Source organism: Nonomuraea insulae (assembly GCF_042656245.1).
Window position 1 is genome coordinate 1 of record NZ_JBHSPA010000007.1, and the last position, 11,167, is coordinate 11,167.

Sequence of the window (11,167 nt, forward strand, 5' to 3'; positions counted from 1 at the left end):
GGCGAGGTCGGATCCCCGCGCTCGTCCGGCTCGACCAGGGCCAGCAATGCCGCACGTAACCCTGGATCGGTCTCGACCAGCGGTTTCGGCCTCCGCCCGGGCGGCGCGTGCGTCCCAGCGGCTCAGCCCCTGCGTCCAACTCATCGACGCCCCGCGACACCGTCGCCTCACGCACGTCCGCGGCCTGGGCCACCGCCCGGATCCCGCCGTGTCCCAACGCGCGAGCCTCAGCACCGAGCAGCAGCCGGCGTTGCCGCTCATCCAGATGCGGCAAGATCGCCTCAAGCTTCGCCGCCAGCATCTCCACGGTCTCGGCCGATACGCTCATACCAGACCATCGACGGCGAATCTGGAATGCTACGAGTTATTTCTCTGCAGGCCCTAAGCGGGATTCCAGAAGTCCTGCGCGTAACGGGGCGTGAGATCGCAGGCGCGGACGGGCATTGACAGGGCCCTCGCCGGGGGTTGGATCGAAGTTGCCTACAACGCCCACCCACCCGGCGAGGTCGTGGTCAGTATGCGCCCGGTCAGCGTGTTCGCCAACGGTCCCGATGCCTCGATCGAACAGGTGCGTGCGGAGTTGCGCGGCCGGTGGCGACAAGCCTTGCGGGCGGTGATGGTCCTGTTGTCGGCACGTGGACTGTCTCCCCCGCGTTCCGCAGCTAATTCATGATCCAGGGTATGTTCGGGCCTGAACTCGCAGGTCGGCGCAGTCTGGCCTGGTGGAAACGGTGGAAAGCCCTAGTGACACGACTTCGCTGATAACCCCGCCACGACGTGCTCACACGCTGCTACGGTCTGGTGACATGTTCGTCAGGACAGCGACCCGGAAGAACAAAGACGGCACCACGGTGCGATACCTCCAACTCGCCCATAACGAGTGGGATCCCATCGCCAAAGCCGCCAAGATGAAGGTCCTGCACAACTTCGGCCGCGAAGACCAGATCGACCGCGCCGCTGTCGAGCGCCTGGTCGGCTCGCTGTGCCGGCTGCTGGACCCGGGCCGGGCCGCCGCCCTCACCTCGGGCGCGGAGCTGACCTTCATCGGCTCGGCCTCCTACGGCGGTCTCTACCTCCTCGACCAGCTCTGGCGGCAGCTGAAGATCGACACGATCATGACGCGCATCCTGGCCTCCACCCGGCGCAGCGTCTTCACCGAGCGAGTGCTGTACGCCCTGGTCGCCAACCGCGCCCTGGACGCCTCCTCCAAGCTTGCCGCTTCGCACTGGGTCGGTCCAGGCGCGCACATCGACGGCCTGCCCGCCTGCTCCGACGATGCCTGCTACCGGGCAATGGACTGGCTGCACCAGGTCCAAGACTCCGTCGAGCGCAAGGTGTTCGACCAGGTCGCCACCCTGCTCAACCTGGAAGTCGACCTGCTGTTCTTCGATTATCCGGCTAATCGGTCTTCAGACTTCATGTTGGCGGCGTAGCACGAGGCGTCAGCGAGCGCGTTCGGTTCTTCTGAGTGTGCGTAGGTGTTCTTCGTGTCGGCGGACGTTGGCCGCGACGGCTTCCAGGGCCTGGCGGAGTTGGTCGATCTGGGTGGCCAGCCCGGTAAGGGTGATCTTTTCTTCTTCGAGATCCTTGTGTTGCTCGATGACCTGGCGCAGGTCGCGACGCCGGTAGAGGGTGGTGCGGCTTATCCCAGTGCGGGTGGCAACGGCGGTGAAGGTCACGTGTTCACCAGCGCGGGCGAGGCTGGTGCAGGCGTCGCGGACGGTGGAGGGCACGTCATCGGGCTGGTCGGTCATGACGCCTCAGTTTGGGCCATGCGCTGGTCGAGCCGCTCCAGCAACCGCCGATGGCGGGCGGCTTCCTCGCCCCAGCCGCGAGCTTCGGCATCGGCCAGGAGCGCGGCGGTGTCGGTGCGTTGCGCGGCGAGCACGGGCAGGAACGCTGCGTCGGTGCGGAAGTTGGGGCAGTGCTCGCAGATGTTGGCATAGGTGCAGCTGCCTTGGGCCGCGGTGCGCAGGCAGTAGCCGCCGGCCAGTCGGGACTTGATCAGTGGCGTGTCTTTCCAGCCGTCGGCGCTGCTGGTGACGTCGGTAATGGGCAGCATCGTCGGCCCGTCGGCGTCGGGACTGGTGCCGGGTTGGGTCTTGGCTTGGGCCAGGGCGCGTTCATAGTCGGCTCGGACGGTGTGGTCGAACAGCCGGGCATAGCGCAGGCTCATCGCCGCCGAGGTGTGACCGAGCATGACCATGAGCGCCTGCAGAGAGCAGCCTGAGTTGATCAACGCGGTGGCCCAGGTGTGTCTGAGCTGGTGCGGGGTGGCCTTCGGCAGGCCCGCCGTTTCGGCGGCGCGGGCCAGCTCCTCGCGCAGCGCGGCGGTCGAGATGCGCTTGCCGAGGTGAGTGAGCAGGAACTCGGTCGGCTGGCGGGTCTTGGGATGTGGCAGCGGGTGCCCCGGGGAGCGGGTCTGGGCGATGCGGTCGATCAGGGCGACGGTGTCGTCGTCCAGGGGGACCATGCGTTCGGTGGCGAGCTTGCCGAGGGGGACCTTCAGCCATGCTCCGGTGCTGGGGATCTCGTGGATGCAGTCCAGTTCCAGAGCGCAGAGTTCTCCGACACGCAGCCCGGTGGCGCGGGCCAGTAGCAGCGCGTCGGCGAACATCCGGTTGGGCGATTGGTGCAGGGCTTGGGCGATGCGCCGGTCGGCGTCGACGGGCAGGTAGCGGGGCAGTGCCCGTGGCAGCTTGGGGATGTCGCGGGAGAAGATCAGCCGCCGTGGCGGGGCGTCGGGCCAGCCCCACTCGGTGATGTCGGTCAAGAATCGGCCGAGGGTGATGATCCGGTTGCGTTGTTCACCGGCCGAGATCAGCTGTCCGCCGCGCATGGCCCGGGCGGTGGCAACCGCGGCGAGGTAGGTCTCGATATGGCGTTGGCGGTCCAGGTCGGCGAGTGAGCTTAGGCCGGAGTCGATGGCGGCCAGGTGCCGCCCGAAGTGAGCCAGCCGGATCGCGATCCCGTCCCTCGTCGAGGGGGCGTGGGTGCCGGTCAACGCGGTGAGGTAGTCCTGCAGCCGCCTGGCCAGCCAGGCCGGAACGCCGCCGAGGTGGTGGGCATGGTCGGTGTGGTCGTGGCGGCGCCGGTTGGGCGGCGTCAGCGACACCACGCCCAGGTGGAACAGCACGGTCCAGGCGGCGTGCAGAAAGCCCCGGTCATTGCCCCAGTCGCTGCCGCGGCGTTCGGCTCGGGCTCGGAACGCCGCCTCCAACTCCTGCAGATCGCTCACGGTCACCTCGTGCAGGCGGCGGCCGGTCTGGATCAGCAGCCGGGCCATCACTCGTTCGGCTGCCCGGGACCGCACGTGCGCGGAGAATCCCAGCTCGGCGGCGGCCTGGATGAATCCCTGCAGATCATCATTCAGCCGGGTTCGGCCCGCCAGATCCACCAGCGCGGCGAACTTGCGCTCGGCCAGGTAGTCAAAGCCGGGCCGCAGCAGGTCGTGCAGCAGCAGGAACGTGATGAACGGCCGGGTGTGCTGGTCGGCGGCGAGCATCGCCCCCAGCGGCTCGACGGCGAAGGACTGCACGTCGGGCCAGCGGCGCAGGAATGCGGCAGCGGCCGTGGCAAAGCATCGGTTCCCGCGGCCTCGCCCCGCCAGCCAGACCGCGTACTCGCCCAGTAGTTCGGCGGGCGGGAGCCGGTGGCCGGGCTCAGCCCTGGCGGCGCTGGCGGGCGCGGGCATCGTCATAGGCGGCGCGGACATGAACGGGAGCCAGGTGCACATACCGGGCCGAGGAGTCGACGTGATCGTGGCCCATCAACGCCTGGATCACCGCCAGATCGACACCCGCCTCGGCCAGCGCGGTGCCGAACGAGTGCCGCAGGGCATGGGGATGACCCGCACCGACGCCCGAGCGCACCCGGTGATAGCGGAAGATCGCCCGCAGGCCCTCGGGCGTCAGTGGCCGTCCCCGGTGCGGGCCCTTGGCCACCACAAACAGCCGGTCCGTGACGGTCCCATCGACGGCGGCCTCAGGCCGCTCGGCCAGCAGATAAGTCTGGATCAGCCCGGCGACCTCGGCGTCGACGGGGACACGGCGTTCCTTGTCTCCCTTGCCGATCACCCGGACCCAGCCCCGAGGAATGTCGACGTCGCCGACCTTCAGGGCGAGGACCTCGGCCGAGCGCAGCCCCGACAGCAACATCAGCCCCGCCATCGCCCTATCCCGCCAGGAACGGAAGCTGTCCAGCAGCGCGCTCGCCTCGGCCGCGCCCAACCCTCGAGGCAGCCGGCGGGGTTGACGCACCCGCAGCCTGGACGTCGGCTTGGCGGTGGCCAGATGCCCCAACACGCCGCCGCGTTCGGCGCGGACCGTCCGGCGGCGCTCGGCTCCCCTAGGCACCGGGTTGACCGCGTCCGGATCGCGCATCGACCGGAACTCAAACAACCCCGAGATCGCCACCATCCGCCGGTTGACCGTCGCGGCCGCATAGCCAGCGTTGCGGCCGTCTCGGATCGAGTACACATTCCCGCCCGGCCGCCCGCGGAACGTCACCGTCCGGCAGTGCGCCAGATAGCGCAACAGCACCTCGGTCGTCACCGCACCGAGCGCGGTGCTCTCGGCCTGCAGCCAACGGCAGAACGCCAGCAGGTCGAACGCATAGGCACGCACCGTCCGTGGCGAGTACCGCCGGTCGGCCAGATAGCCGAGATAGTCGTTCACCAGCGCGAACTCGGTAGCTGCCGGTCCCGACAACGCCCAGCCACCGCTGCGCTCCTCAACGCGAAGATCGCTGTCAGTCATAGGGACATGTAACCCAGCAGACCACAACCTCCGGCAAGTATCTCCAGGTCAACGGCGTGTTGCCGATACTCAACAGCCAAGGATTAGCCGGTTAAAGGAGACACCACCTCCACCTACTTCGAGATCGACGAACCAGACGAGCCGATCGCCCGCGATGGACGCGGCGTCCCCTTGCCCGACCCCGAAAACGGCGACGGCGACGGGCCGGTGATGAAGGGCTTCTGTGCCCGCGGCAAGTCCAAGGATCACCGCGACGACCTGCCGCAGATCGTCATCGGCATGGCCGTCACCCGCGACGGCATCCCGGTCCGCGTCTGGTCCTGGCCCGGCAGTACCACCGACACCGCCCTGATCCGCCAGGTCAAGGACGACATGCGGGACTGGACCCTGTCCAAGATCGTGTGGGTCGGTGATCGCGGCTTCGCCTCCGCCGACAACCGCCGCTACCTGCGCCAGGGCGATCACCACTACATCATCGGCGAACGGCTGCGCTCGGGCTCGGCCGAGGCCAAGGCCGCGCTGTCCCGCCCGGGCCGCTACCAGGACGTGGCCGAGAATCTGAAGGTCAAGGAGGTCCGGATCGGCGAGGCCGACCGGTTCGTGATCTGCTTCAACCCCGATGGCGCGATGCGCGACGCCGCCATCCGGACGCGCTTGATCGCCCAGCTGGAGGAGGTGATCGCCGGCACCGACGCGCTCAGCACCACCAAACGCGCCGAACTTCGCGGCGTCATCTCCACCAAGCCCGGCCTGAACCGCTACCTGCGCACCACCCCCAAAGGACTGCTGCGCATCGACGCCGCGAAGGTCAAGACCGAGACGAACCTGGACGGCAAGTACCTGCTGCGCTGCTCCGACCCCAAGCTGCCGGCCGAGGACATCGCCGTCGGCTACAAGCAATTGCTGGAGGTCGAGCGGGGCTGGCGCGACATGAAACAGGTCATCGACCTGCGCCCGGTCTATCACCGCCTGGAGGAACGCATCCGCGCACACGTCATCTTGTGCTGGCTGGCGCTGCTGCTGATCCGCATCATCGAGACCACCACCGGCGCCACCTGGAGGCGCATCCGCACCGAGTTCGACCTGCTGACCGTCGCCACCTTCACCGGCCCGACCGGCACCTTCTGCCAGCGCGCCGAGCTGACCAAGCCCCAGCGCGACATCCTGGCCAAACTCAACATCCCGACCCCGAAGAAGATCGTCGAAGCCATCCCCGCCGCAGACGCCTGACCAGGCACAACACTCACGCCTAGTGACACGCCGCATCAGCGTGCCCGCAAGCGTTTCCGCAGCTCAGAGCCCGAATCCGTGTGCCTTTCTCGCCACACATCTACGGAACGCGGGTCGGAGAAGCTCGCCTGAGACGGGACGGTTCGTTAGGGGCTTGTCACCTGCGGGGTCTACTGCTGGCGTCAGGGTCGCGTTGTGATGGCTGCTGGCGTTGCTCGCAGCCGGCGAGGGCGGGAGGCCTGCAATGACATCGCTGACGCTGACCCACCACAACCTGCCCGGGGTGACCGTGATCGTGGTGTCCGGCGAGTTGGACATCACCAACGACACCCAGTTGCCGGCCTTTCTCGCCCGGGTCCGCCGCCGGCCGGCCGATCAAGTGGTGCTCGATCTGACCGAGCTCACGTTCATGGACAGCTTCGGCCTGCGCGCCGTACTGATCTGCCACGCCGACGCCCTGGCCCGCGGAGGGGATGCGCGGCCGGCAGCACCGCAGCACGGCCCTGTCCAAGTGCTGGCGGTCACCGGAGTGGACGCTCACCTGACCGTGCACGACACGGTCAAGCAGGCCCTCCTCGTCGCGATGGCGGCGGCCGAGTCCGCCATCTGAAACCTCCATCCGGCTGGCCCCTACATCTAGCGCGAAGAAACCCCACCCGGGCAGTTCCCGCCCTCAACACAGGCAACCCGCGCTCCACTCGCTTACCGTCCGTCATCCACGCCCCGCAGTCAGCCCTGGCCACCCACGTCCCTAGACGTTTTCGCGCCGTCCCTGCTCAGCCTTCGCATAGCCGCGGCGCGGAGTTCCTGGTGCCGCCGGACGGCTCGATCCGTCCGCTCGAAAGCCCGGCCCAAGGCGACCTTCCGCCTGAGAAAGGCACGCTTCCGGACGTCGTACACGCTCGCGAGCCTGCTGCAACCCGTCAATCACGGACCCGCGGGAAACGGACTCGTTCGCCACGAAAGCCCCATTCCCCAACATGCCCAGGCGATCCCCAGAGCCTCAGCCCTCAAGGATCATCCCGTACACGTCAGCGGCTCCTGCGGCGGGCGACAGGGTCGTGTTCGGCGGTAATGCGGCAGAGGTTTCCTCGCCGAGGCGGATGTAGCGGCCGAGGCTGGCCAGGCTCTGGTGGCGGCTCTTGGCCTGCAGTTCAGGCGCGGTCCGTCCGGCCTCGACCAGATGCTGCAGGGCGCTGTGGCGCAGTTGGTGCAACGTCCACCCTTCCCCATGCGGATCGAGGGCGACGGTGACCTGCTTGAACAGGTACTCCGCGCGCGAGTAGGACAGGCGGCCGCGGCCGGTGATGGGCAGATGTCGGCAGCCGCGGGCGCACGCCGTCCGGAGGCGGAGGCGCGGCGGTCGGTCAGGAACACCGGCCCGGCCTGGCGGCCTTGGAGCAGGCGGGGCAATAGCCGGGCGGTGGCGATGGCCCAGTGCACGTACTCGATCGCGCCGCCCTTGGCGACAACGCGGGCGCGGCGCAGTTGCAGGTCGAGGTCGGCGACGTCGAGAGAGAGGATCTCTTCTGCGCGGGCCGCGGTTTCGTAGAGCAGCCCCCAGAACGCCCGTTCGCGCAGCGGGTGGCGGTCGTCGGTGAACAGGGTCTGTAGCCGGGCGGCGGGGATGGCGCGGTCGCTGCGCCGGGCTTCTGGGCTCCTCTGCAGCCGGTGGGCCGGGTTGGTGGCCAGCAGGTCCTGGCGCTGCGCCCAGATGGTGAAGGAGACCAGCACCGACAGGTGGCGGCCGCCGTGCCGGTCCAGCGGTCCATGACGGCGGCGTAGTCCTCCGGCGCAAGGTCGACGATCGGCCGGTTTCCGGTCAGGGCGGCCAGGCGGGTGATCGTCTTGGCGTAGGTGTGGCGGGTGGTCGCGATCCGCTGGGAGTCGAGGAAGCGGTCGATGACCGCCGCGACACTGACGCCCGGCCGGGCCGTCCGAACCGGCGGGCGGGCCTGGGAATGGGGCGGCGGACACTGGGACTCCCTCCTGCGATCGCTGTGACAAGGAACGCGATCGAGTCGGCCCGCCCGTGGCGGGCGCTGAGCTGGGCCTGGCTGGGGAGGGCTGGGCGGGTGTGACTGGGAAGGTTCATTCCCTGTGGCAAGCCAGAGATGCCTTTCCTCCACGTTATATCACTGTATGTAATTAGAAACTCACTTTAAGTGTTCGACTGGGTAGGGATCCTGCGGAAGATCCGTCAACAGGAGAGGAACCCCCACCATGCCGCAGACCTGCCTGCCGCGCCTGACCGCCCCGGTCGAGCGCACCACCACCGGCACCGCCACCACCGACGTGGGCGTCGACCAGTCCTTCGGATGGCCTCCCGGCGCCCCCTTCGCTGACGAGGGCGACGAGTAACCATCCCCAGCACCGCTACGCAAAGGAGCTTCACCATGTCGCAGACCTATCTCCCGCGCCAGGCCGCCCCGGTCGAGCGCACCATCACCGGCGCCGTCCCGGCTGACGCGGGCATCGAGCAGTCCTGGATCGGCACGCCCGGCTACCCGTTCGCGGGCGTCGAGCAGTCCTGGATCGGCACGCCCGGCTACCCGTTCGCGGGCGTCGAGCAGTCCTGGATCGGCACGCCCGGCTACCCGTTCGCGGGCGTCGAGCAGTCCTGGATCGGCACGCTCGGCTACCCGTTCGCCGATGAGGGCGACGCGTAACAACCGGTGAACCGGTGGGCGCTCGACGCCCTGCCCGGTCCCCGGAGCCGGGTGTCGGGCGCCCACCCCCGGCCCAAGACCGATCGACGCGAGGCGCGCCCCCTGAGCGACAGGAGTGACATGGGCGAATTGCCCGACATCCCCGGACTGGCCGAGCTGTGGAAGCAGACCACCGGCGATGACCGGATCACGGTGGCCGTCATCGACGGCCTGGTCGATGAGGCCCATCCGGCCTTGTCCGGCGTCAAGCTGACCCAGCTGCGCGAGGTGTGGCCGGGCGGAGAGGAGTCGGGCCTCAAGGCGGCGCACGGCACCGCGGTGGCCAGTGTGCTGTTCGGCCGGCACGACGGCCCCATCCGCGGGGTGGCGCCGCTGTGCCGGGCGGTCAGCGTGCCGGTGTTCGCCGAAGGGCGGCGCACCTCACAGCTGGACCTGGCGCGGGCGATCGAGTTGGCCGCCGACGCCGGCGCGCACATCGTCAACATCAGCGGCGGCCAGCTGAGCGAAGCCGGCGAGGCCGAGGACGTGCTGGCGCGGGCGGCGCGCCGCTGCACCGAGCAGGGTGTGCTGATCGTGGCCGCCGCCGGCAACGACGGCTGCCTGTGCGACCACGTACCCGCCGCGCTGGAGGGCGTGCTGGCCGTCGGCGCCTGCGACGAACATGGCAAACCCCTGTCGATCAGCAACTTCGGGCCCGGCAGCCGCCGCCAGGGCCTACTGGCCCCCGGCCAGGACATCCGGGTCGCCGTCCCCGGGGGCGGCACGGCGACGATGAGCGGCACCAGCCTGGCCACGCCGATCGTGTCCGGGGTGGCGGCGCTGCTGGCCTGCCTGCACCTGCAGCGCGGCGGCAAACCCGACCCGATAGCGATCGGCGAGGCGCTGCGCGCCACCGCCGACCCCTGCGACCCCGGCACCGCCACCGGAACCGGCCAGAACGGCCAAAACGATCAGGGCGCGCCCGGTGCGGCCTGCGCGCAGTACCTGAACGGAACACTCAACATCACGAAAGCGGTGACTGCTGTGACGACCTCGTCCGCGACCTCTTCCGCAACCACGTCGGCGACTGTATCGGCCACTGTGCCGGCGGACATGTCGGTAACGCCCTCCTGCGACGCCTCCGCGCATCCCGGTGGGAGCGGCGGATGTGACTGCACGGCCGCGGAGGCGTTCGTCCCCGCCGCCGCCCTGCCGGCCCCGGCTCTGGCACCCGTGTCCCCGGCCGTGTCCCCGGTCGCGTCTCCGGTCGTGGCCTCAGTGGAGTCCAGCGGTGTGGTGGCCTCCGCCGAGCCGGCCAAAGGCGCGGCACGGCGGCTGGTGTACGCGCTCGGCTCGCTCGGCTACGACTTCGGCAACGAGGCCCGCCGCGACACCTTCAAACAGCTCATGCCGCAGGTGGAGGCGGGCGGGCACAGCGTGCCCGCCAACCCCTACGATCCCCGCCAGATGGTGCACTACCTGCGCGACAACCCCTCTGAGGCGCGGCCGCTGATCTGGACGCTGAACCTCGATTTGACCCCCATCTACGCCATCGAGCCGGTCGGTGGCTACGGACCCGGCGTCTACGAGCGGCTGGTGGAGTTCCTGGACCGCCAGCAGAAGGCCGACGACGACCTCGACTTCGTGGACCGCATCTCGGTGCCCGGCACCCTGCCCGGCCGCACCGTCAAACTCTTCAACGGCCAGCACGTGCCGGTGATCGAGATCAACCTGACCCGCGGCCTGTACGGCTGGTCGGTCGCCAGCCTCGCCCACGCGGTGGTCGCCGAGTGCGCCGTGCCCGCGCACAACCAGCCCGGCAACGTACCCGAGCAGGACCGCCTCAGCAGCGCGGTGGCCGACTTCCTGCAGCGCATCTACTACGACCTGCGCAACTTCGGCGCCACCAGCCGCGACCGCGCCCTCAACTACGCCGCCACCAACGCCGTCCAAGCCCGCCAAACGCTGGCCGAAGCCCTCGGCAAGGGCATGGCGCTCAAGGACATCGAAACGGAGAAGAGCCCCTACGGCCGGCCCGACAGCGACTGCTGGGACGTCAAGCTGCGCTTCTTCGACCCCGACAACAGCAAGCGGGCCAAGCGCGTCTACCGCTTCACCATCGACGTCAAGGACGTGCTCCCGGTCACCCTCGGCCCGGTCCGCTCCTGGCCCGAAGCCTGACCACCACCCACCACCTGGAGAGGCTGGTCATGTCGTCCTTCCCGCCGCAGGTGCCGCCGGTACGCCGCGACCTGCCGACCGACCCCGCCACCACCATCGCCCTGCACCCGCACACCCCCGAGCACCAGCGGCGGGTATGCGAATGGCTGCTGTACGGCGCCAACCTCAATGATCCGGCCGCCTACCGCCTGCCCAGCTACGAGCAGGCCAAGCTGTCCGCCCTCTGACCCAGCCCGCCGAGCCCGCACGCCCTCGCCTTTCTGGAGCGCCGCCCGATGCCCCACACCCTCGCCCCGCCACCGCCGCCGGACGATGCCGCTCAGCGCCAGGGGGATCGGGCGGCCGCCCCCA

At 69.4% G+C, this 11,167-nt stretch carries 9 protein-coding genes and 5 pseudogenes; 8 read left to right on the top strand and 6 right to left on the bottom strand.

Going from position 1 to position 11,167, the window contains the following annotated elements; genetic code table 11:
- A pseudogene (locus ACFPZ3_RS05145) lies at positions 1 to 328 on the bottom strand (ISAzo13 family transposase); the annotation flags it as partial.
- Between the two features lie 189 nt (positions 329 to 517).
- Here ACFPZ3_RS05145 and ACFPZ3_RS05150 point away from each other — a divergent pair.
- Positions 518 to 661 (top strand): annotated as a pseudogene (locus tag ACFPZ3_RS05150) (IS630 family transposase); the annotation flags it as partial.
- Positions 662 to 806: 145 nt separating this feature from the next.
- Positions 807 to 1,391, top strand: a pseudogene (locus ACFPZ3_RS05155) (IS1634 family transposase); the annotation flags it as partial.
- Positions 1,392 to 1,442: 51 nt separating this feature from the next.
- Here the strand turns inward: ACFPZ3_RS05155 and ACFPZ3_RS05160 are convergent.
- From ACFPZ3_RS05160 to ACFPZ3_RS05170, 3 genes are read right to left on the bottom strand one after another with little or no spacing between them, the layout of a single operon-like run.
- The gene (locus ACFPZ3_RS05160; RefSeq protein ID WP_379512776.1) at positions 1,443 to 1,754 is read right to left on the bottom strand and encodes a DUF6262 family protein; all 312 of its coding nucleotides are present in this window, start codon (positions 1,752 to 1,754) and stop codon (positions 1,443 to 1,445) included.
- Positions 1,751 to 3,715, bottom strand: coding sequence for a tyrosine-type recombinase/integrase (locus ACFPZ3_RS05165; RefSeq protein WP_379512777.1), 1,965 nt, complete (start codon positions 3,713 to 3,715; stop codon positions 1,751 to 1,753). Before ACFPZ3_RS05165 ends, ACFPZ3_RS05160 begins: the two co-directional genes overlap by 4 nt.
- Positions 3,663 to 4,757 carry a tyrosine-type recombinase/integrase gene (locus tag ACFPZ3_RS05170; protein ID WP_379512778.1) on the bottom strand — a complete coding sequence of 365 codons (1,095 nt, stop codon included), beginning with the start codon at positions 4,755 to 4,757 and terminating at the stop codon, positions 3,663 to 3,665. Before ACFPZ3_RS05170 ends, ACFPZ3_RS05165 begins: the two co-directional genes overlap by 53 nt.
- 99 nt (positions 4,758 to 4,856) lie before the next feature.
- On the opposite strand from ACFPZ3_RS05170, the pseudogene ACFPZ3_RS05175 reads away from it, so the two are divergent.
- Both ACFPZ3_RS05175 and ACFPZ3_RS05180 read left to right on the top strand, forming a co-directional pair.
- Positions 4,857 to 5,987 (top strand): annotated as a pseudogene (locus ACFPZ3_RS05175) (IS1634 family transposase); the annotation flags it as partial.
- Between the two features lie 244 nt (positions 5,988 to 6,231).
- Positions 6,232 to 6,597, top strand: coding sequence for an STAS domain-containing protein (locus ACFPZ3_RS05180; protein WP_379512780.1), 366 nt, complete (start codon positions 6,232 to 6,234; stop codon positions 6,595 to 6,597).
- Positions 6,598 to 6,990: 393 nt separating this feature from the next.
- Here the strand turns inward: ACFPZ3_RS05180 and ACFPZ3_RS05185 are convergent, their stop codons facing one another.
- Entirely contained in the window at positions 6,991 to 7,203 is a 213-nt protein-coding gene (locus tag ACFPZ3_RS05185) for a hypothetical protein (RefSeq protein WP_379512816.1), read from the bottom strand.
- 233 nt (positions 7,204 to 7,436) lie between these two features.
- Positions 7,437 to 7,721 (bottom strand): annotated as a pseudogene (locus ACFPZ3_RS05190) (tyrosine-type recombinase/integrase); the annotation flags it as partial.
- A gap of 489 nt (positions 7,722 to 8,210) precedes the next feature.
- Between ACFPZ3_RS05190 and ACFPZ3_RS05195 the strand changes: the two are divergent.
- The 4 genes from ACFPZ3_RS05195 (at position 8,211) to ACFPZ3_RS05210 (ending at position 11,043) form a co-directional block, all read left to right on the top strand.
- Entirely contained in the window at positions 8,211 to 8,348 is a 138-nt protein-coding gene (locus tag ACFPZ3_RS05195) for a hypothetical protein (RefSeq protein ID WP_379512781.1), read from the top strand.
- A gap of 35 nt (positions 8,349 to 8,383) precedes the next feature.
- Positions 8,384 to 8,656 carry a hypothetical protein gene (locus ACFPZ3_RS05200; RefSeq protein WP_379512782.1) on the top strand — a complete coding sequence of 91 codons (273 nt, stop codon included), beginning with the start codon at positions 8,384 to 8,386 and terminating at the stop codon, positions 8,654 to 8,656.
- A 120-nt stretch (positions 8,657 to 8,776) separates the two neighbouring features.
- Entirely contained in the window at positions 8,777 to 10,816 is a 2,040-nt protein-coding gene (locus tag ACFPZ3_RS05205; protein WP_379512783.1) for a PatA/PatG family cyanobactin maturation protease, read from the top strand.
- A 29-nt stretch (positions 10,817 to 10,845) separates the two neighbouring features.
- Positions 10,846 to 11,043: a cyanobactin biosynthesis system PatB/AcyB/McaB family protein gene (locus tag ACFPZ3_RS05210; protein ID WP_379512784.1), complete on the top strand. Its 198-nt coding sequence runs from the start codon at positions 10,846 to 10,848 to the stop codon at positions 11,041 to 11,043.
- Positions 11,044 to 11,167 lie beyond the last annotated feature (124 nt).